Here is a 19,919-nt window from a genome sequence, read left to right as displayed (position 1 = left end):
GTCGGCAACTCGCCCTCGCCGCCGAGTCGTTGTTGCCCGTCCGCCCCGCAGCTGTTCCCATGGTCATGGGGGTGAGGCGACATGTCCGCACTGCGCGTCGTGCCGGTCCGGCGGCACGGCCGGGAGCTGTACCACGTGCTGCTGCCGGACGGCCGGAACGTCGCCTGGTACGAGCGCGGCACGGGCCGCGTCAACCTGCTCAGCGCAGACCGCGAGGAGAGCGTCCTGGACGCCCTCAAGCCCTACCTCACCGGCCCCGTCACCGTCGGCCCGCCGCCCCTGCCCACCGCCGCCGAGCTGGCCGGACTCGCCCTGCACCCCGACGACGACCTGGCCCCGAACCGCCCCGGCGAGGCCCTCCTCGTCGACCTCGACCGCGACCCCGCGCCGCCCCGCCGGCTCCGCACCGACCCCCGCCGCCTGGACCTGGCCGCCGAGCAGGCCGTGGGCGAGGCCCTGGACCGGCTCGACGGCGCGGGCTGGCGCGCCCTGCACTCCGTCCCGCTGCCCGGCGGCGCCCGCCTGCACCATCTGCTGATCGGCCCCGGCGGCGTCCACTGCCTGCGCTCCCTGCACGCGCGCGGCCGCCGGGTGCGGATCGCGGCGCCGTACGTCGCGGTGGGCCGGGCCGAGCCGCAGCCGCTGCTCCGCCGCCTCACGCACGACGCGGAGCGGGCTTCGCTCGCCCTGACGGCGGAGGTGCGCCCGGTCCTCGCGGTGGTCGAGGCCGCGCGGATCGAACCGTCGGACGCGGGCGAGGTGCGCGTCGTGGCGGCGCCCGACCTCGCCTCGCTCGCCCGCACCGGCGGCCTCCTCAAGCCCGCCGACGTCGACGCCCTCTACGCCCGGGCCCGCGACCGGAACACCTGGTCGCGGGCCTGAGCCTGCTCGGGCATACGGGGACCGGCTACAGGTTGTCGCCCCAGCCGCCCTGGAGCATCGTCTGGAACGCCCACTGCCCGCCGCGCCGGATCAGCACGTCGGCGTACCGGAGCTGCTGGGTGCGGCCCTCCGCCGTCATGGTCGAGTCGGTGAAGACCACGGCCATCGCGGGGGAGAGGAACACCGGCGTGCGGACGGACTCGAAGGTGATGTCCTCGCTTCCCTCGCCCATCACATGGGTCATGGTCGCGACGAACTGTTCGCGGTCCCACTGCGCGGACCGGCCGTCGCCCGCCGAGTCGTCGCTCACCAGGTTGAGCGGGAACGCCGCCAGGTCGGCCATGCGCTCGACGTCCCGGCGTCCGCTCGCGGCGTCGTACTCGGCGAACCAGGCGTCCAGGCTCGCCCGGTCCTCGGCGGTGGGGGTGTATCCGGTGTCGGGCAGAACGGTCATGCAGGCGCCTCCGGCAGATCGCTGTCGTATTGGTCAACCTTGACTACTCGAAGAAAGGTATGCCGCGAACGAGCATTGGTCAAACTTGATTAATGGTGATCCCGGTCACGGATCCGAAGGGGACGGGCGGTGCGGCTCACTCGTCCCCGCTCCGGAACCGCACCACCGCCGCCATCCGGTGCCGCGTCGTCTGCTGCCGCACCTCGACCGTCAGCTCCGGCGGCACGGTCCGGTACGTGATGTCGCCGAAGCCGATCGCGTTCATCCCCGCCTCCCCGTCCGGCGCAGGCAGCAGCTCCGCCGCCCGCGCCCGCACCGCCGGCGCCAGCGGGCTGGACAGCACCGGGTCGTCATCCCCCGGCAGCACGAGGACCAGCGCCTGCGGCCGCGCCGGGCTGCCGGTGAAGCCCACCACGACCGCGTCCCGGGTGTCGCTGTGCCGCAACTTCAGCCAGGCCCGGCGGCCGCCCGGATACGGCTGGTCGAGCCGCTTGACCACAAGCCCCTCGACGCCGGTCGCGCGCAGCGACTCGTACCAGACCGCCGCGAGCTCCGGGTCCGTCGTCATCGGCACCGGCTGCAGCGGCGGGCCGAGCGGCGCGAGCAGCGCGACGAGCCGCTCGCGCCGCTCCCGGTACGCCCGCCCGCGCAGGTCCGCGCCCGCGTCGGCGAGCAGGTCGAACGCCGCGTACGAGGCGGGCAGGGCGCGCGCCAGCTCCGGGGCCCGGCCGGGCGTGGCCGCCGCCCGCCGCTGCACCGCCGCGAAGTCGGTCCGCCCCTCCGTCCACACCACGACCTCGCCGTCGACGACGGTGCCCTCGGGCAGGGCGAGCGCCGCCCGGGCCAGGTCCGGGAACGCCGCGGTCACCGTCCGCCCCGACCGTGCCTGCAGCAGCACGCCGCGCGGCCCGGCGTTCCGGAACAGCACGAGCCGGTGCCCGTCGAACTTCGGCTCGTACGCCCACGGCCCGTCCGTCGGCAGCGCGGCGACGGCGTCGGCGAGCGCCACGCGCACCGGAGGGCGCACGGGCGGGGCCGTCACCGGAAGCCCCGTGGCAGCCTGCCCGCCCGGTTGAGGTTGATGAGCGGGCCGAGCAGGTCCCCGTGCTCCGCCAGCCGGGGCGCGATGTCCGTGGCGAGGAACGACAGCTCGTCGGGTGCGCCGCAGCCCTCGACCTCCTCCCAGGTCACGGGCGCGGACACGGTCGGCTCGGCGCGGGCCCGCAGGGTGTACGGGGTGGCCGTCGTCTTCGCGGCGGCGTTCTGGCTGAAGTCGACGAACACCTTCCCGGGCCTGAGGCTCCGCGTCATCCGGTGCAGCGCGAGCCCGGCCAGCTCCCGCTCGGCCTCGACCGCCAGCTCCTTGGCGTACGCGGTGACCTGCTCGGACGGGGTCGGCTCGATCGGCACGAGGAGGTGCAGGCCCTTCGAGCCGGAGGTCTTGGCGTACGAGTGCAGTCCGTCGGCGGCGAGGCGTTCGCGCAGCCAGAGCGCCACCGTGCAGCACTCCACGATCGTGGCGGGCGCGCCGGGGTCGAGGTCGAACACCATCCGGTCGGCGACGCCGGGGGAGTCGGCCTGCCACTGCGGGGTGTGGAACTCCGTCACCAGGTTGGCCGCCCAGATCAGGCTAGACATGTCCTGCACGAGGACGAACGTCGCCGTGCCCTCCTCGCTGCGCCGCGGGACGTCGGCGGTGCGCACCCAGTCGGGGGTGCCGGGCGGGACGTTCTTCGTGAAGAAGCGCTGGCCGTCCGGCCCGTCGGGGAAGCGCAGGAAGGAGACCGGGCGGTTGTAGAGATGCGCGAGCAGGGCTCCGGCGCAGGTCGCGTAGTAGTGCACGGCCTCGCCCTTGGTGAACCCGACGGACGGATACAGCACCTTGTCGAGGTTCGTGAGCGCAAGCCGTCGCCCCTCCACCTCCGTGATCGGCGTCATACGATGAGGATGACGCGAACGGACATAACGGGCGAATGCGTATGCAATTGCAGGCGCGGCGCCCGGGCGATGCCCAGGTAAGGGGTTCTCACTGTGCGATCCATATGGAACGGGGCCATCTCCTTCGGCCTGGTCAGCATCCCGATCAAGCTCGTGAACGCCACCGAGAACCACAACGTCTCCTTCCGCCAGATCCACACCGCCGACGGCGGCCGCATCCGCTACCGCAAGGTCTGCGAACTGGAGGAGAAGGAGGTCTCGTCCGCCGAGATCGGCAAGGGGTACGAGGACGCCGACGGCTCGATCATCCCCATCACGGAGGAAGACCTGGCCTCGCTGCCCATCCCGACCGCCAAGACCATCGAGATCGTCGCCTTCGTCCCGGAGGAGCGGATCGACCCGCTCCAGATGGACGCCGCGTACTACCTCGCCGCGAACGGCGTCCCGGCCGCCAAGCCGTACACGCTGCTCCGCGAGGCGCTGAAGCGCAGCAACAAGGTCGCCGTCGCCAAGTTCGCCCTCCGCGGCCGTGAGCGGCTCGGCATGCTGCGCGTCGTCGGCGACGTCATCGCCATGCACGGACTGCTCTGGCCGGACGAGATCCGCGCCCCCGAGGACGTCGCCCCCGACACCCAAGTCACCGTGCGGGACGCCGAGTTGGACCTCGCGGACGCCCTGATGGAGACCCTCGGCGAGGTCGACCTGGAGACCCTGCACGACGACTACCGCGAGGCCGTCGAGGAGATGATCGCCGCCAAGGTCGAGGGCACGGAACCGGCCCGGGCCCCCGCGGCGGCGCCCGGCGGCGGCAAGGTGATCGACCTGATGGCCGCCCTGGAGAGCTCGGTCAAGGCGGCCCAGGCGGCCCGCGGCGAGGAGCCGGAACCGGCCGAGGTCACGCCCCTCGCCCGGACGCGCAAGAAGTCGACGGCCACACCGAAGGCGGTCGGCGGCAAGAAGTCCACGTCGGCCACGGCGAAGAAGACGGCGTCGAGCGCGTCCACGAAGAAGTCGACGTCCACGGCGGCGAAGAAGACCGCGAGCGCGTCCTCGAAGAAGTCGACGAGTACGGCGAAGAAGGCGGCGGCGAAGAAGACGGCCACGACGAAGACGACCGTCAAGAAGTCGTCCTCCTCGCCGCGCAAGCGGGCCTCCGCGTAAGAGGGTCGACCCGCTACGAGGGCTCCTGCGGGGCGGCCGTCCCGATCACGACGGTCGCCCCGAGCTCCTCGCACTCCTCGACCCGCGCAGCGAGCCCGCCGTCCGCCATCGCCCGTACGGTCCGCTCCGCCTGCCGTTCACCGGTCTCGATCAGCAGCCGCCCGCCCGGCGCGAGCCACGCCCGCGCCCCGGCGGCCACCCGCCGCTGCACCTCGACCCCGTCGGACCCGCCGTCCAGCGCGGCCTGCGGCTCGTACTCCCGCGCCTCGGCCGGCAACAGCCCGATCTCCGCACTCGGTACGTACGGGGCGTTTGCGACAAGCACGTCCACCCGGCCCCGCAGCCGCGCGGGCAGCCCGTCGTACAGATCGCTCACGTACACCTGCCCGCCGACCCCGGCGAGATTGCCGCGCGCGCAGTCGACGGCCACGGGGTCGATGTCCGCCGCGTGCAGCTCGCAGACCGGCCCGCCGTGCGCGACGGCGAGCCCGAGCGCCCCGCTCCCGCAGCACAGGTCGAGCACGACACCCCGCTCCGGCAGCACGCCCAGTGCCTGCCGCACCAGGAACTCGGTACGCCGCCGCGGCACGAACACCCCGGCCGATACGCCGACCCGCAGCCCGCAGAACTCGGCGAACCCGACGACCTGCTCCAACGGCAGCCCGCGCACCCGCTCTCGCACCATGCCGTCGACGTCCCGCCGGTCCCGGGCCACGGAGAAGATCAACGCCGCCTCGTCCTCGGCGAACACACAACCGGCCCGCCGCAACCGCCCGACGACGGAGTCGAGAAGGGAAACCTCAGGGGAGGGAGAGGGAGAAGGAGAGGGAAAAGGAGAAGGAGAGGGAGTGGGAAAAGAACCCATGAAAACAAGCACCTTTACGCGAAGCGAAGGGGCCCTCCCGGGTCACCACTGCCCGGCAACCACACCACGAACAGGCGAGAACCCCCGACCGACTGCAGCGTTGATGGGTCTCACCTCCTCGCCCCTGCGCACTGCGTGAAGCCGTCACTTTACCGGAGCCCGCGCAGCGAAGATCGAAACCGCCGCAACAGCTCCAGGGCGTCCGGGCTCGCGCCGTCGAATTCCTGCAACTCCCGCCCCGCGCAGGGGCAGTTCGTCGTCCAGAGGCGGGCCGCCCCAGACCGCCACCTCTCGGTCTGCTCGTACGCGGGAGGCAGCAGCATGCGCCCAGCGTGACAGGGCGTCCTACCCCTCCGCCCGGACCGCCGAGATGTCGAACTGCAGGCGGACCTTTTCGCTGACCATCGTGCCGCCCGCCGCCAGGCGCTGGTTGTAGACCAGGCCCCATTCCGTGCGGTCGATGGTCGTCGTGCCGTCGAAGCCGGAGCGTTCGTAGCCGAAGGGGTCCATGACCGAGCCCAGGTAGTCCAGCTGCAGCTCGACGGGGCGGGTGACGTCGCGGATCGTCAGGTCGCCCGTCATGCGGAACGTCTCCCCGCCCTCGTGCACGGTCGACGTGCTGCGGAACGTCATCTCCGGGAAGCGGTGCGCGTCGAAGAAGTCCGCTCCGGCGATGTGCGCGTCCCGCTGCTCCACGCCCGTGTCCACGCTGGCGACGCGGATGACGAGTTCGGCGCGCGACCGGGAGGGCCGCTCCCCGTCGAAGTACAGCCGGCTGTCGTAGTCCGCGAACGCGCCCCGCACGGTCGTGACCATGGCGTGCCGCACGGAGAACCCGATCCGGCTGTGCGGACGGTCGATCGTCCACTGCCCGGTCAGCGCGCGCAGCGCGGGATCGAGCCCGGTGTCCCCGGAACCGCTCCGCGCTTGGGCGGCGGCGGGGAAGGCGTCGCCCGGTTCGAGCGTGGCGGTGCGACGACGGCTGAAGATGCCCATGAGGCCGTACTCCCCTTCGAGTTGGTCACTCCGTGTTATCACGCCCCCCGGCCGCACCCTCGGCGAGATGCGTCCCCTCGTCCGGCTTCCATGCCCTCACCAGCAAACAAGCACAAGATCAGCAAGATGTGTACGCACCCACGGGCACCCGGCCATCGCGGAGAGTAGTGAATTCGTACGCGCACCGGAGACGCGCAAAACAAAGACCCCGCCTCAGCGAAGTCGCTGATCGCGGGGTCTACAGACACCTCACAAACAAGGTGCCCCCGGCAGGATTCGAACCTGCGCACACGGCTCCGGAGGCCGTTGCTCTATCCCCTGAGCTACGGGGGCGTTCACCGCGCTCGGCGCGGCGACGGGTAGAACCCTACCAGCTCCACGGGGGTGGCCAGGAACAGGTATTTCGCAGGCGGCGGCCGCCTCGCCGGCCCGGGAACGTCAAGGCGCGCAGGCACGTACCCCCGCAGGGCGGAAGTGGGGAAAACCCGGACGCGGAACACCTCGCAGTCCTACCCTCGATCTGTGCCAGGGGCGTCCGGCCGGGTCCTTGTCGTCGACGACAACAAGGTGATCCGGCAGCTGATCAGGGTCAATCTCGAGCTTGAGGGCTTCGAGGTCGTGACCGCGGCCGACGGTGCCGAGTGTCTGGACGTCGTCAAGGACGTCCGCCCCGACGTCATCACCCTCGACGTCGTCATGCCCCGGCTCGACGGCCTGCGCACGGCGGCCCTGCTCCGCGCCGAGCCCGTGACACAGCACATCCCGGTCGCGATCATCAGCGCCTGCACGCGGTACGAGGTGGAGAGCGGCCTCGCCGTAGGAGTCGACGCATTCCTCAGCAAGCCCTTCGAGCCCGCCGAACTCCTCGGCGTCGTCCGGCAGTTGAGGCGGCAGGGGCGGCGGGACCGGGTGCCGGGGAAGCGCGCCGAGGGGGCCGCGGAACGCACCCGGCGGTGACCTGCGGCAAGGCCGCCCGGGGAGTCCCGCCGTCCACATCGCAAGAAGACCGGGAAACCGGTTCGCCTACCCACCCCCCTCCTCCCATACGCTTGTCCTGTGACCCCCGCCGATCTCTCCCGTACCGTGCTGCGCGTCGTGCGCCGCGCTGTCGAGGACGAGAAGCTGAGCGTGCCCGTCCCGGCACGTGTCGTGGTCGAGCGGCCGCGGCCCGGCGGACGCGGGGACTTCGCCTCCAACGTCGCGCTGCAGCTCGCCGGCGCGGCCGGCCGGCCCCCGCGCGAGGTCGCCGAGCTCCTCGGCACGGCCCTCGTGCGCGAGCCGGGCATCGCCGACGTCGAGATCACCGGCCCCGGCTTCCTGAACTTCACCGTCGACGGCACCGGCGAGGCCCACGTCGTACGCGAGGTGCTGGCCCGCCGCGCGGCCTACGGGCACGCCGACCTGCTCGCCGGGCAGGAGTTCCGCTTCGCGCCCGCCGACGAGCTGCGCGCCGGCCTCGTCACCGACACCGTCGTACGCCTCCTCCGCGCGCTCGGCGCCGAGGCCGGGGTCGTGCCCGGGGGCGAGCAGACCCTGCGCGTCGCGCCCGTGCCGCGCGCCGCCGGGGACGTGCTCGGGCGGTACGGCGCGGACGCCGCCCGCTGGGCCCTGCTGAGCGCCCCGCCGCAGGAGACCCCGCGCTTTCCCGAGTCGCTGCTCGCCCAGACCGAGGACAACCCGCTGTTCCGCGTCCGGTACGCGCACGCGCGGGCCCGCGCCCTGCTGCGCAACGCCGCCGACCTGGGCTTCGGCCCCGAACCCGGGGCCGTGGACGGCCCGCTCCCCGCGTTCCTCGCCGACCACCCCTCCGTACTCGAAGCCGCCGCCCACCACCGCGCCCCCGACCGGCTCGCGCGGCACCTCGTGGCCGGCGCCGACGCCCTCCTGGCGCACCAGCACACCGTCCTCCCGCTCGGCGACGAGAAACCCTCGGCCGCCCACCGCGCCCGGCTCGCGCTCGCCGAAGCCGCCGGGACGGTGCTCGCCGGCGGCCTGACCCTGCTCGGCATCAGCGCACCCGAACATCTGTGAGAGAGACCGCATCATGAGCCGTTCCGCACACCCCGCCGGGCCCCGTCACGCCGATGTCCTCCCCGAGGGTCACTACATGGCGCCGCCCGCCGACCTGAACGTCCTCGACCCGAAGGTCTGGTCCCGCACCGTCGCCCGCGCCGAGGACGGCACCGTCAGCGTCGGCGGCATCGAAGTCGCCCGCCTCGCCGAGGAGTTCGGCACCCCGGCGTACTTCCTGGACGAGACCGACTTCCGGGCCCGCTGCCGCGCCTGGCGCGAGGCCTTCGGCACCGAGGCCGACGTCTTCTACGCCGGCAAGGCCTTCCTCTCCCGCGCGATCGTCCGCTGGCTCCAGGAGGAGGGGCTCAACCTCGACGTCTGCTCCGCCGGCGAGCTGACCACCGCCCTCGCCGCGGGCATGCCCGCCGAGCGGATCGCGTACCACGGCAACAACAAGAGCCCCGAGGAGATCGAGCGGGCCGTCGAGGCGGGCGTCGGGCGGATCGTGCTCGACTCCTTCCAGGAGATCGCCCGCGTCGCGCACACCGCCGAGCGGCTCGGCAAGCGGCAGCGCGTGCAGATCCGCGTCACCGTCGGCGTCGAGGCGCACACCCACGAGTTCATCGCCACCGCCCACGAGGACCAGAAGTTCGGCATCGCCCTCGCCGGCGGCCAGGCCGCGGAGGCCGTACGCCGGGCCCTCAAGCTCGACGGGCTCGAACTGATCGGCATCCACAGCCACATCGGCTCGCAGATCTTCGACATGGCCGGCTTCGAGGTCTCCGCCCGCCGCGTCGTGCGGCTCCTCGCCGAAGTGCGCGACGAGCACGGCGTCGAGCTGCCCGAGATCGACCTCGGCGGCGGCCTCGGCATCGCGTACACCTCGGACGACGACCCGCGCGAGCCGCACGAGATCGCCAAGGCGCTCAGCGAGATCGTGACGAGGGAGTGCGAGTCCGCGGGTCTCGCCACGCCCCGCATCTCCGTCGAGCCGGGCCGCGCCATCGTCGGCCCGACCGCCTTCACGCTCTACCGCGTCGGCACCGTCAAGCCCCTCGAAGGCCTGCGGACGTACGTGTCCGTGGACGGCGGCATGTCCGACAACATCCGCACGGCGCTGTACGACGCGGAGTACACCGTCGCGCTCGTGTCGCGCCGCTCCGACGCCGAGCCGATCCTCGTCCGGGTGGTCGGCAAGCACTGCGAGAGCGGTGACATCGTCGTGAAGGACGCGTTCCTGCCGGCCGACCTGGCCCCCGGCGACCTGATCGCCGTGCCCGCCACCGGCGCCTACTGCCGCTCCATGGCGAGCAACTACAACCACGCGCTGCGCCCGCCGGTCGTCGCCGTCAAGGACGGCGAGGCCCGAGTGATCGTGCGGCGTGAGACGGAGGAGGATCTCCTGCGTCTGGACGTCGGATGACCGAGGTCCGACGGGGCGGGACCGACCGCCCCGTGAAATTTCCGTCTCACGATCCGGACGTAGGGTAGAAACTGCGTTCCGGTGGGTGAGACTGGTCCAACCGTAGATGTAATGAGAAGTGAGGTCGGATGATGCGTACGCGTCCGCTGAAGGTCGCGCTGCTTGGCTGCGGGGTTGTCGGCTCCGAGGTGGCGCGCATCATGACGACGCACGCCGACGACCTGGCGGCCCGGATCGGCGCCCCGGTGGAGCTGGCGGGCGTGGCCGTCCGCCGCCCCGACCGGGTGCGCGAGGGCATCGACAAGTCCCTGATCACCACCGACGCCACCGCGCTCGTCAAACGCGGCGACCTGGACGTCGTGGTCGAGGTCATCGGCGGTATCGAGCCCGCCCGCACGCTGATCACCACCGCCTTCGAGCACGGCGCCTCCGTCGTCTCGGCCAACAAGGCGCTGCTCGCCCAGGACGGCGCCGCGCTGCACGCCGCCGCCGAGGAGCACGACCGGGACCTGTACTACGAGGCGGCCGTCGCCGGTGCCATCCCGCTGATCCGGCCGCTGCGCGAGTCCCTCGCCGGCGACAAGATCAACCGCGTCATGGGCATCGTCAACGGCACCACGAACTTCATCCTCGACAAGATGGACTCGACCGGCGCCGGCTACCAGGAGGCGCTCGACGAGGCCACCGCGCTCGGATACGCGGAGGCCGACCCGACCGCCGACGTCGAGGGCTTCGACGCCGCCGCCAAGGCCGCGATCCTGGCCGGCATCGCCTTCCACACGCGGGTGCGCCTGGACGACGTGTACCGCGAGGGCATGACCGAGGTCACCGCCGCCGACTTCGCTTCCGCGAAGGAGATGGGCTGCACCATCAAGCTGCTCGCCATCTGCGAGCGGGCCGCCGACGGCGAGTCCGTCACCGCCCGCGTGCACCCCGCGATGATCCCCCTCACCCACCCGCTGGCCTCGGTCCGCGAGGCGTACAACGCGGTGTTCGTGGAGTCCGACGCGGCCGGCCAGCTGATGTTCTACGGCCCCGGCGCGGGCGGCGCCCCCACCGCCTCCGCGGTCCTCGGCGACCTCGTGGCCGTCTGCCGCAACAAGCTCGCCGGCGCCACCGGGCCCGGCGAATCCGCGTACACCCGCCTGCCGGTGAGCCCGATGGGCGAGGTCGTGACGCGGTACCACATCAGCCTCGACGTGGCCGACAAGCCGGGCGTCCTCGCCCAGGTCGCGACGGTCTTCGCCGAGCACGGCGTATCGATCGATACGGTGCGCCAGCAGGGCAAGGACGGCGAGGCATCGCTCGTCGTCGTGACCCACCGTGCAGCGGACGCCGCCCTCACCGGCACCGTCGACGCTCTGCGGCAGCTCGACACCGTGCGTGGTGTCGCCAGCATCATGCGTGTTGAAGGGGAGTAAACGAAGCCATGACCGCCATCCAGGCCGGCGCCCACCAGTGGCGCGGGATCATCGAGGAGTACCGCGACCGTCTCCCCGTCACCGAGACGACGCCCGTGGTCACGCTCGGCGAGGGCGGCACTCCGCTCGTCCACGCAGAGGTCCTCTCCGAGCTCACCGGCTGTGAGGTGCACCTGAAGGTCGAGGGCGCCAACCCCACCGGTTCGTTCAAGGACCGCGGCATGACCATGGCCATCACCAAGGCCAAGGAGGAGGGCGCGAAGGCCGTCATCTGCGCCTCCACCGGCAACACCTCCGCCTCCGCCGCGGCGTACGCGGGCAAGGCCGGCATGGTCAGCGCCGTGCTCATCCCGCAGGGCAAGATCGCCATGGGCAAGCTCGGCCAGGCCCTCGTGCACGGCGCGAAGATCCTCCAGGTCGACGGCAACTTCGACGACTGCCTGGTGCTCGCCCGCGGCCTCAGCGAGAACTACCCGGTGGCGCTGGTCAACTCGGTCAACCCGGTCCGTATCGAGGGCCAGAAGACCGCCGCGTTCGAGATCGTCGACCGCCTCGGCGACGCCCCCGACATCCACGTCCTGCCCGTCGGCAACGCCGGCAACATCACGGCCTACTGGCGCGGGTACAAGGAGTACGCGGCGGACGGCCTCAGCTCGCACACCCCGCGCATGTGGGGCTTCCAGGCCTCCGGTTCGGCCCCGATCGTGCGCGGCGAGGTCGTCAAGGACCCGTCGACGATCGCCACCGCGATTCGCATCGGCAACCCCGCCTCCTGGGCGTTCGCCGAGGCCGCGCGGGACGAGTCCGGCGGCTTCATCGACGAGGTGACCGACCGTCAGATCCTGCGCGCCTACAAGCTGTTGGCCTCCCGCGAGGGCGTCTTCGTGGAGCCCGCCTCGGCCGCCTCGGTCGCCGGTCTGCTGAAGGCCGCCGAGGAGGGCAAGGTCGACAAGGGCCAGCGGATCGTCTGCACGGTCACCGGCAACGGCCTGAAGGACCCGGACTGGGCCGTGGCCGGCGCCCCGCAGCCGCTCACCGTCCCGGTCGACGCCGCCGCCGCGGCCGAGCGCCTCGGCCTGGCGTAACCCGGCATCCGCCCAACACCCGTGTGCGCGGCGCCTGTTGGCGGGGTATCACCCAGGGCATAGCCCGCATTCCGCAACAGGGGGGTGCACAGGGGGCTTACGACACGCATCGTGCGCCTCCTGTGCGCCCTATGTCGCCACAGAACCTTCCTTCGATAGGCTGTACCGAACCCGCCAAGCCGCATATGCCGCGGTGCCGCCGGTAGCGGCCTTCGGGTATTTCCGTAACTCTGTCGTTCCCCTTGCGAATCACGAACTCGCAGCTCAACAAGGAGAGTCATCGAGCGATGGCCGGTCCCGCATTCCGCGCCGCCGCCGTCCGGGTGCGCGTCCCCGCCACCAGCGCCAACCTCGGCCCGGGCTTCGACGCCCTCGGCCTGTCGCTGGGGCTGTACGACGACGTCGTCGTCCGGGTGGCCGATTCCGGTCTGCACGTCGACATCGCAGGCGAGGGCTCCGACACCCTCCCGCGCGACGAGAAGCATCTGCTCGTACGCTCCCTGCGCACCGCCTTCGACCTGCTCGGCGGGCAGCCCCGCGGCCTCGAGGTGGTCTGCGCCAACCGCATTCCGCACGGCCGCGGCCTCGGCTCCTCGTCCGCCGCCATCTGCGCCGGCATCGTCGCCGCGCGGGCCGTGACCATAGGCGGAGACGCCAAGCTCGACGACACCGCGCTGCTCGAGCTCGCCACCGAGATCGAGGGCCACCCGGACAACGTCGCCGCCTGTCTGCTCGGCGGCTTCACGCTCTCCTGGATGGAGGGCGGATCGGCGCGCGCGATCAGGATGGACCCCGCCGATTCCATCGTTCCGGTGGTTTTCGTACCGGGGAAGCCGGTACTCACCGAGACCGCCCGCGGACTGCTGCCGCGCACCGTCCCGCACGTGGACGCCGCGGCCAACGCGGGCCGGGCCGCCCTGCTCGTCGAGGCGCTCACCCGGCGCCCCGAGCACCTGCTGGCGGCCACCGAGGACCGGCTGCACCAGGAGTACCGCGCCCCCGCCATGCCGGAGAGCGCCGCCCTGGTGGAGCGGCTGCGTGCGGACGGCGTCCCCGCGGTCATCTCCGGCGCGGGCCCGACGGTCCTGGCGCTGGCCGACGTGAGCACGGCCGACAAGGTCGCGCTCCTCGCGGGCGAGGGCTGGGCGGCCAACCGCCTCGACCTCGACGCGGGCGGTGCGAGCGTGCTGCCGCTTGCGCCCTGATACGCGAATGCCGGAGCAAGAGAGGGGGAATATTTGTTGGATCCGGTAGTGTTAACCTCAAGTCTGCACCCGAGCCCTGATGGGCGTGGTGCCTCGTGTCCCTGTCAGGTAAGCAGGGGACAGACCTTCTTCCGGGAGCCCCCGAACTGTTCGATGCCACGCATCGAGCGGCCATGAGCACGCTCCGGAGTCGGTGCGATCGATCCGCGTGACACAGCACAGCAGGTGTCACGGATTCGAAAAGCGCCGTCATCAATGAACTCTTCCGCCACTTCCGGCGGGACCACCGCCCCGGCAGGTCCGCACCACACAGGCACCCGCCGGACAGCACAACCGGTCGCCGAGCCAGACAGGCCGACGTCCGCTCCAGGGAAGGACCCTTCGTGAGCGACACCACCGATCTGATGGGCGTGACTGCCGACAGCGCGGTCGACACCGCCGGCGCGCCCGCCACGGACGCCTCTGCTGCGCCTGCCACCGGTGCTTCGACCGGCACGCGGCGGCGCCGCGGCACCGGCCTCGAGGGCATGGTGCTGGCCGAACTTCAGCAGGTCGCATCGGGCCTCGGGATCAGGGGCACCGCGCGGATGCGCAAGAGCCAGCTGATCGACGTCATCAAGGAGGCGCAGGCCGCCGGAGGCTCCGCCCCCGCGAAGGCGACGGGCGAGGGTGAGACCAAGCCCAAGCGCCGGGCCACCTCCAAGGCGCGCACCGGCGAGACCGAGAGCGCGGAGAAGGCGCAGCCGGTCGAGAAGGCCGAGAAGCCCGCCAAGGCGGAGAAGGCCGCGGAGAAGCCGGCCGCACAGCAGCAGATCGACATCCCCGGCCAGCCCGCGTCCGACGACGCGTCCTCCGGTGAGCGCCGCGGCCGTCGTCGCGCCACCGCCGAGGCCGGCGCCCCGGACGCCCAGGCCGAGCCGAAGGGCGAGGCCAAGTCCGAGGCGAAGTCCGAGGACGCGCGCGCCGAGGGCGCCGCCGACACCGCCGAGGGCCGCGGCCGTGACCGCGACCGCGGCGAGCGCGGTGACCGTGGCAACCGCCGTGACCGCGGCCGTCGCAACAAGGGCGACGACCAGGGCGGCCAGGGCGGCGGCCAGGGCCGGCAGCAGCAGGGCGGCGGCGGTCGTCAGGACCGTCAAGACCGCCAGGACGACGACGAGTTCGAGGGTGGCAGGCGTGGTCGCCGCGGCCGCTACCGCGACCGTCGTGGCCGTCGCGGCCGTGACGACGCGAGCGAGCCGCAGCTGTCCGAGGACGACGTCCTGATCCCCGTCGCGGGCATCCTCGACATCCTCGACAACTACGCGTTCATCCGTACGTCCGGCTACCTGCCGGGCCCGAACGACGTGTACGTGTCCCTCGCCCAGGTCCGCAAGAACGGCCTGCGCAAGGGCGACCACGTCACCGGCGCGGTCCGTCAGCCCAAGGACGGCGAGCGGCGCGAGAAGTTCAACGCGCTGGTCCGGCTCGACTCCGTCAACGGCATGGCGCCCGAAACCGGCCGCGGCCGCCCGGAGTTCAACAAGCTGACGCCGCTCTACCCGCAGGAGCGGCTGCGCCTGGAGACCGACCCGGGCATCCTGACCACCCGCATCATCGACCTCGTGTCGCCGATCGGTAAGGGCCAGCGAGGCCTGATCGTGGCCCCGCCGAAGACCGGCAAGACCATGATCATGCAGGCGGTCGCCAACGCGATCACGCACAACAGCCCCGAGTGCCACCTCATGGTCGTCCTCGTCGACGAGCGGCCCGAGGAAGTCACCGACATGCAGCGGTCGGTGAAGGGCGAGGTCATCTCCTCGACCTTCGACCGTCCCGCCGAGGACCACACCACCGTCGCCGAGCTGGCCATCGAGCGCGCCAAGCGTCTCGTCGAGCTGGGTCACGACGTGGTCGTCCTGCTCGACTCGATCACCCGCCTCGGCCGTGCCTACAACCTGGCGGCCCCGGCGTCCGGGCGCATCCTGTCCGGTGGTGTCGACTCGACCGCGCTGTACCCGCCGAAGCGCTTCTTCGGCGCCGCGCGGAACATCGAGGACGGCGGCTCGCTGACCATCCTGGCCACCGCGCTCGTCGAGACCGGCTCGCGCATGGACGAGGTGATCTTCGAGGAGTTCAAGGGCACCGGCAACATGGAGCTGAAGCTCGACCGGAAGCTCTCGGACAAGCGCATCTTCCCGGCCGTCGACGTGGACGCCTCCTCCACCCGCAAGGAGGAAATCCTCCTGAACGGCGAGGAGTTGAACATCGTCTGGAAGCTGCGCCGGGTGCTGCACGCGCTCGACTCGCAGCAGGCGATCGAGCTGCTCCTCGACAAGATGAAGCAGACCAAGTCGAACGCCGAGTTCCTGATGCAGATCGCCAAGACCACGCCCACCCCGGGCAACGGCAACGACTGATCGGGCCCAGCGCTCCAGGCCCCGCCCCCGTCACGGTCCGTCCGTGCCGGGGGCGGGGCCTTTGTCGTACCTCCGTGCCTCGTACGAGAGGCGTCGTACGAGAGCTTTGCCACAGGAACCGGGCGTACGGGGACGTCTCCCGCGGTCCGTTCCGTACTGCGATCGTGCAGGTCAGGAGGGTCGTCCGGCGGGGCGCGAAAGGGACCCTCGGCGGACAGTCGGGGCCGTTCGGCCTTACGGAGCGCTTAACGCCCTGTGCAACCCTTTTTCCGGATTCGGCGTCTGACAAGTGGCTGCACCCGAGCGTCACGCCAGGTGACGTCGAGCCGCGTCTGACCCTGAGAGCAGGGGGTACCCGACCGACCCGAGGACTGAGGAGCACATGGCCGACGACAGCGACGATCCCGCCACGAGCACGCCCGAGCGCCGACGCAAGGGCGCCACCGGCAGGCGCCGCAAGCCGCGCACGCGGAGCAAGGCCCTCGTCGTCACCGCCTGGGCCGCCGCCTCCGTCGTCCTGGCCGGCGGCATCGGCCTCGGGTACGTCTACTTCAAGCTGAACGGCAACATCAACGGCGTCGACATCAACGCCGCGCTCGGCACCGACCGGCCCGAGGACGTCGACAACGGCTCGATGGACATCCTCGTCCTCGGCTCCGACTCCCGCAACGGCGCCAACTCCAAGTACGGCGGCGCCGGGCAGGAGGGCGAGCGCTCGGACACCGCGATGGTCGTCCACGTCTACGAGGGCCACAAGAAGGCCAGCGTGGTCTCCATACCCCGGGACACGATGGTGACCAGGCCCGAGTGCACGACCGAGGCCGGCACGACCGACCCGGGCGGCCCGCACCACATGTTCAACGAGTCGTACTCGGTGGGCGGCCCGGCCTGTGCGGTGAAGACCGTCGAGAAGATGTCCGGCATCCGCATGGACCACTACCTGGAAGTCGACTTCACCGGCTTCAAGAAGCTCATCGACGAGCTCGGCGGCGTCGACGTCACCACCAAGAAGGCCATCTCCGACCCGGACAGCCACCTGAACCTGGCCGCCGGCACCCACACCCTCGACGGCGAGCAGGCCCTCGGCCTGGTCCGCACCCGGCACGCGGTGGGCGACGGCGGCGACCTCGGCCGAATACAGCTGCAGCAGGCCTTCATCAAGGCGCTGATCGACCAGGTCAAGGACGTCGGCGTCTTCACCAGCCCGAAGAAGCTCTACGACCTCGCGGACACCGCGACCAGGACCGTCACCACCGACTCCGAGCTCGACGACGTGAAGAGCCTCATCGGCTTCGCCAACAGCCTCAAGGGCATCGAGTCGAACGACATGGAGATGGTGACCCTCCCCGTGATCTACGACCCCCAGGACCCGAACCGCGTCGTCCCGCTGGAGAAGCAGGGCAAGCAGGTCTGGGCCGCCCTGCACGCCGACAAGCCCATCCCGGCCGCCGCGACCAAGGACTCCGCGGGCGACAAGGGCGAAGCGGGCACCGTGGTGAGCAGCAAGTAGGCGTTCCGCGACGGCAGCGCCCCGGCCGAGGGAATAGATCCCGCCCCACCCCGGTTTTGGGGGATGCGGCCAGTGCTGGCAGACTGGTACGTCGGCCCCGGTTCACGCACCCGCATCCCGCGCGTGCGACCCGGCGCCCTCCCGAAACTAGGAGACACCTTGAAGCGCGACATTCACCCCGAGTACGTCGAGACCCAGGTCAGCTGCACCTGCGGCGCGTCGTTCACCACTCGCAGCACCATCGACTCCGGCACCATCCGTGCCGAGGTCTGCTCCGAGTGCCACCCGTTCTACACGGGCAAGCAGAAGATCCTCGACACCGGTGGCCGCGTGGCCCGCTTCGAGGCCCGCTTCGGCAAGGCCGCCGGCTCCGCCAAGAAGTAGCGAGCCACAGCGCCGGTCCTCGGTCGCTCCCACCCCGGAGCGACCAGGACCGGCGTTTTTGGTCGCATCCCTTCCCCTTCACGTACACCCAGGAGCCCGGAGATGTTCGAGGCGGTCGAGGAACTGATCGGTGAGCACGCCGATCTCGAGAAGCAGCTCGCCGACCCTTCGGTCCACGCGGACCAGGCCAACGCGCGCAAGCTCAACAAGCGCTACGCCGAGCTGACCCCGATCGTCGCCACGTACCGCTCCTGGAAGCAGACCGGGGACGACATCGAGACGGCCCGTGAACTGGCCGCCGACGACCCGGAGTTCGGCGCCGAGGTCAAGGAGCTCGAGGAGCAGCGCGAGGAGCTCACCGAGAAGCTGCGCCTGCTGCTCGTGCCGCGCGACCCGTCCGACGACAAGGACGTCCTCCTGGAGATCAAGGCGGGCGCGGGCGGCGACGAGTCGGCCCTGTTCGCCGGCGACCTGCTGCGGATGTATCTGCGGTACGCGGAGCGGGTCGGCTGGAAGACCGAGATCATCGACTCCACCGAGTCCGAGCTGGGCGGGTACAAGGACGTCCAGGTCGCCGTGAAGACCAAGGGCGGCCAGGGCGCCACCGAGCCCGGCCAGGGCGTATGGGCGCGGATGAAGTACGAGGGCGGGGTGCACCGCGTGCAGCGCGTGCCCGCCACCGAGTCGCAGGGCCGGATCCACACCTCCGCGGCCGGTGTCCTGGTGACGCCGGAGGCCGAGGAGATCGACGTCGAGATCAACCCGAACGACCTGCGGATCGACGTGTACCGCTCGTCCGGGCCCGGCGGCCAGTCCGTCAACACCACCGACTCCGCGGTCCGCATCACGCACATCCCGACCGGTGTCGTCGCCTCCTGCCAGAACGAGAAGAGCCAGCTGCAGAACAAGGAGCAGGCGATGCGTATCCTGCGCTCCAGGCTGCTCGCCGCGGCGCAGGAGGAGGCCGAGAGCAAGGCCGCCGACGCCCGGCGCAGCCAGGTCCGCACGGTCGACCGCTCCGAGAAGATCCGTACGTACAACTTCCCGGAGAACCGGATCTCCGACCACCGGGTGGGCTTCAAGGCGTACAACTTGGACCAGGTGCTCGACGGCGACCTGGACGCGGTCATCCAGGCCTGCGTCGACGCGGACTCCGCGGCGAAGCTCGCGGCCGCGCAGTAGGCCCGCGCCCAGCGCCTGCACACGGCAGCGCACAGCACGTAGAGCACGTAAAGCACGTAAAGCACGTAAAGCACGTAAAGCACGTAAAGCACGTAAAGCACCCCATCAGCACGTACTGCAGCACCGGAGGACCAGCGTGAACCTGCTGCTCGCGGAAGTGGCCCAGGCCACCCAGCGGCTGGCCGACGCCGGCGTGCCCTCACCGCGCTTCGACGCCGAGGAGCTCGCCGCCTTCGTGCACGGCGTCAAGCGGGGCGAACTGCACAACGTCAAGGACGCCGACTTCGACGCCCGGTACTGGGAGGCCGTCTCCCGGCGCGAGGCCCGTGAGCCGCTCCAGCACATCACCGGCCGGGCCTTCTTCCGGTACCTCGAACTCCAGGTGGGCCCCGGGGTGTTCGTGCCGCGCCCCGAGACCGAGTCGGTGGTCGGCTGGGCGATAGACGCGGTGCGCGCCATGGACGTCGTCGAGCCGCTCGTCGTCGACCTGTGCACCGGCTCCGGCGCCATCGCGCTCGCCATGGCCCAGGAGGTGCCGCGCTCCCGCGTGCACGCCGTGGAGCTGTCCGAGGACGCGCTGGTGTGGACCCGCAAGAACGTCGACGGCTCGCGGGTCCAGCTGCACCAGGGGGACGCGCTGACCGCGCTGCCGGAGCTGGACGGCCAGGTCGACCTGGTCATCTCCAACCCGCCGTACATCCCGCTCACCGAGTGGGAGTACGTGGCGCCCGAGGCCCGCGACCACGACCCGGAGCTCGCCCTGTTCTCCGGCGAGGACGGGCTCGACACCATCCGCGGCCTGGAACGCACCGCGCACCGGCTGCTCCGCCCCGGCGGCATCGTCGTCATCGAGCACGCCGACACCCAGGGCGGGCAGGTCCCGTGGATCTTCACCGAGGAACGGGGCTGGGCGGACGCCGCCGACCACCCCGACCTCAACAACCGGCCCCGCTTCGCGACGGCCCGCAAGGCGCTGCCGTGACGGGCCGTCAAGAACCGCT

The 19,919-nt window shown here is 71.5% G+C and carries 18 protein-coding genes and 1 tRNA gene; 13 read left to right on the top strand and 6 right to left on the bottom strand.

What is annotated here, in order from left to right:
• Positions 1-81: 81 nt before the first annotated feature.
• The gene (locus ACIDOF_RS01400) at positions 82-882 is read left to right on the top strand and encodes a nuclease-related domain-containing protein (protein ID WP_409003723.1); all 801 of its coding nucleotides are present in this window, start codon (positions 82-84) and stop codon (positions 880-882) included.
• A 25-nt stretch (positions 883-907) separates the two neighbouring features.
• Here ACIDOF_RS01400 and ACIDOF_RS01395 read toward each other — a convergent pair whose 3' ends face one another.
• From ACIDOF_RS01395 to ligD, 3 genes are all read right to left on the bottom strand, one after another.
• The gene (locus ACIDOF_RS01395) at positions 908-1,336 is read right to left on the bottom strand and encodes a DUF4440 domain-containing protein (protein ID WP_409003722.1); all 429 of its coding nucleotides are present in this window, start codon (positions 1,334-1,336) and stop codon (positions 908-910) included.
• A 136-nt stretch (positions 1,337-1,472) separates the two neighbouring features.
• Positions 1,473-2,378, bottom strand: a complete 906-nt coding sequence (locus ACIDOF_RS01390) for an ATP-dependent DNA ligase (RefSeq protein ID WP_409003721.1) — start codon at positions 2,376-2,378, stop codon at positions 1,473-1,475.
• On the bottom strand, positions 2,375-3,274 hold the full coding sequence (ligD, locus tag ACIDOF_RS01385) for a non-homologous end-joining DNA ligase (RefSeq protein ID WP_409003720.1): 900 nt from the start codon (positions 3,272-3,274) through the stop codon (positions 2,375-2,377). The genes ACIDOF_RS01390 and ligD overlap by 4 nt, the downstream gene beginning before the upstream one ends.
• Before the next feature lie 93 nt (positions 3,275-3,367).
• Here ligD and ACIDOF_RS01380 point away from each other — a divergent pair, with 93 nt between their 5' ends.
• On the top strand, positions 3,368-4,435 hold the full coding sequence (locus ACIDOF_RS01380; protein ID WP_409003719.1) for a Ku protein: 1,068 nt from the start codon (positions 3,368-3,370) through the stop codon (positions 4,433-4,435).
• Positions 4,436-4,448: 13 nt separating this feature from the next.
• On the opposite strand, the gene ACIDOF_RS01375 is transcribed toward ACIDOF_RS01380, so the two are convergent.
• The 3 genes from ACIDOF_RS01375 to ACIDOF_RS01365 all read right to left on the bottom strand — a co-directional run bounded on the left by ACIDOF_RS01375 (position 4,449) and on the right by ACIDOF_RS01365 (position 6,629).
• The gene (locus ACIDOF_RS01375) at positions 4,449-5,300 is read right to left on the bottom strand and encodes a putative protein N(5)-glutamine methyltransferase (RefSeq protein ID WP_409003718.1); all 852 of its coding nucleotides are present in this window, start codon (positions 5,298-5,300) and stop codon (positions 4,449-4,451) included.
• Between the two features lie 345 nt (positions 5,301-5,645).
• The gene (locus ACIDOF_RS01370; RefSeq protein WP_409003717.1) at positions 5,646-6,296 is read right to left on the bottom strand and encodes a YceI family protein; all 651 of its coding nucleotides are present in this window, start codon (positions 6,294-6,296) and stop codon (positions 5,646-5,648) included.
• Between the two features lie 261 nt (positions 6,297-6,557).
• Positions 6,558-6,629: transfer RNA gene (locus ACIDOF_RS01365), tRNA-Arg, on the bottom strand.
• Positions 6,630-6,818: 189 nt separating this feature from the next.
• Here ACIDOF_RS01365 and ACIDOF_RS01360 point away from each other — a divergent pair.
• From ACIDOF_RS01360 to prmC, 11 genes are all read left to right on the top strand, one after another.
• The gene (locus ACIDOF_RS01360; protein WP_409003716.1) at positions 6,819-7,253 is read left to right on the top strand and encodes a response regulator; all 435 of its coding nucleotides are present in this window, start codon (positions 6,819-6,821) and stop codon (positions 7,251-7,253) included.
• Positions 7,254-7,352: 99 nt separating this feature from the next.
• The gene (gene nrtL, locus ACIDOF_RS01355; RefSeq protein WP_409003715.1) at positions 7,353-8,327 is read left to right on the top strand and encodes an ArgS-related anticodon-binding protein NrtL; all 975 of its coding nucleotides are present in this window, start codon (positions 7,353-7,355) and stop codon (positions 8,325-8,327) included.
• A 13-nt stretch (positions 8,328-8,340) separates the two neighbouring features.
• A complete protein-coding gene (gene lysA / locus ACIDOF_RS01350) occupies positions 8,341-9,732 on the top strand; it encodes a diaminopimelate decarboxylase (protein ID WP_409003714.1) in 1,392 nt (463 codons plus the stop codon).
• A 131-nt stretch (positions 9,733-9,863) separates the two neighbouring features.
• On the top strand, positions 9,864-11,153 hold the full coding sequence (locus ACIDOF_RS01345; protein ID WP_409004016.1) for a homoserine dehydrogenase: 1,290 nt from the start codon (positions 9,864-9,866) through the stop codon (positions 11,151-11,153).
• An 8-nt stretch (positions 11,154-11,161) separates the two neighbouring features.
• Complete coding sequence (gene thrC, locus ACIDOF_RS01340; protein ID WP_409003713.1) at positions 11,162-12,238, top strand: threonine synthase; 1,077 nt, start codon at positions 11,162-11,164, stop codon at positions 12,236-12,238.
• A gap of 287 nt (positions 12,239-12,525) precedes the next feature.
• Positions 12,526-13,443: a homoserine kinase gene (gene thrB, locus ACIDOF_RS01335; protein ID WP_409003712.1), complete on the top strand. Its 918-nt coding sequence runs from the start codon at positions 12,526-12,528 to the stop codon at positions 13,441-13,443.
• Positions 13,444-13,826: 383 nt separating this feature from the next.
• Complete coding sequence (gene rho, locus ACIDOF_RS01330; protein WP_409003711.1) at positions 13,827-15,842, top strand: transcription termination factor Rho; 2,016 nt, start codon at positions 13,827-13,829, stop codon at positions 15,840-15,842.
• Between the two features lie 382 nt (positions 15,843-16,224).
• Entirely contained in the window at positions 16,225-17,352 is a 1,128-nt protein-coding gene (locus ACIDOF_RS01325; RefSeq protein ID WP_409003710.1) for an LCP family protein, read from the top strand.
• A gap of 159 nt (positions 17,353-17,511) precedes the next feature.
• Positions 17,512-17,736, top strand: a complete 225-nt coding sequence (rpmE, locus tag ACIDOF_RS01320; RefSeq protein WP_355833260.1) for a 50S ribosomal protein L31 — start codon at positions 17,512-17,514, stop codon at positions 17,734-17,736.
• 102 nt (positions 17,737-17,838) lie between these two features.
• Positions 17,839-18,918, top strand: a complete 1,080-nt coding sequence (prfA, locus tag ACIDOF_RS01315) for a peptide chain release factor 1 (RefSeq protein ID WP_409003709.1) — start codon at positions 17,839-17,841, stop codon at positions 18,916-18,918.
• Between the two features lie 136 nt (positions 18,919-19,054).
• On the top strand, positions 19,055-19,900 hold the full coding sequence (gene prmC, locus ACIDOF_RS01310; RefSeq protein WP_409003708.1) for a peptide chain release factor N(5)-glutamine methyltransferase: 846 nt from the start codon (positions 19,055-19,057) through the stop codon (positions 19,898-19,900).
• Positions 19,901-19,919 lie beyond the last annotated feature (19 nt).

Origin of the sequence: Streptomyces sp. Da 82-17, assembly GCF_046098215.1 — a bacterium.
Lineage (GTDB): Bacteria > Actinomycetota > Actinomycetes > Streptomycetales > Streptomycetaceae > Streptomyces.
The sequence above is the reverse complement of the archived record's forward strand: the minus strand, read 5'-3'. Positions and strand labels throughout refer to the sequence as shown.

What these genes read in the sequence shown, in the direction of transcription:
- ACIDOF_RS01400 (WP_409003723.1), top strand. Translation starts at nt 82, where the DNA reads ATGTCCGCACTGCGCGTCGTGCCGGTCCGGCGGCACGGCCGGGAGCTG.
- ACIDOF_RS01395 (WP_409003722.1), bottom strand. Translation starts at nt 1,336, where the DNA reads ATGACCGTTCTGCCCGACACCGGATACACCCCCACCGCCGAGGACCGG.
- ligD (WP_409003720.1), bottom strand. Translation starts at nt 3,274, where the DNA reads ATGACGCCGATCACGGAGGTGGAGGGGCGACGGCTTGCGCTCACGAAC.
- ACIDOF_RS01375 (WP_409003718.1), bottom strand. Translation starts at nt 5,300, where the DNA reads ATGGGTTCTTTTCCCACTCCCTCTCCTTCTCCTTTTCCCTCTCCTTCT.
- ACIDOF_RS01370 (WP_409003717.1), bottom strand. Translation starts at nt 6,296, where the DNA reads ATGGGCATCTTCAGCCGTCGTCGCACCGCCACGCTCGAACCGGGCGAC.
- lysA (WP_409003714.1), top strand. Translation starts at nt 8,341, where the DNA reads ATGAGCCGTTCCGCACACCCCGCCGGGCCCCGTCACGCCGATGTCCTC.
- ACIDOF_RS01345 (WP_409004016.1), top strand. Translation starts at nt 9,864, where the DNA reads ATGCGTACGCGTCCGCTGAAGGTCGCGCTGCTTGGCTGCGGGGTTGTC.
- thrC (WP_409003713.1), top strand. Translation starts at nt 11,162, where the DNA reads ATGACCGCCATCCAGGCCGGCGCCCACCAGTGGCGCGGGATCATCGAG.
- thrB (WP_409003712.1), top strand. Translation starts at nt 12,526, where the DNA reads ATGGCCGGTCCCGCATTCCGCGCCGCCGCCGTCCGGGTGCGCGTCCCC.
- ACIDOF_RS01325 (WP_409003710.1), top strand. Translation starts at nt 16,225, where the DNA reads ATGGCCGACGACAGCGACGATCCCGCCACGAGCACGCCCGAGCGCCGA.
- prfA (WP_409003709.1), top strand. Translation starts at nt 17,839, where the DNA reads ATGTTCGAGGCGGTCGAGGAACTGATCGGTGAGCACGCCGATCTCGAG.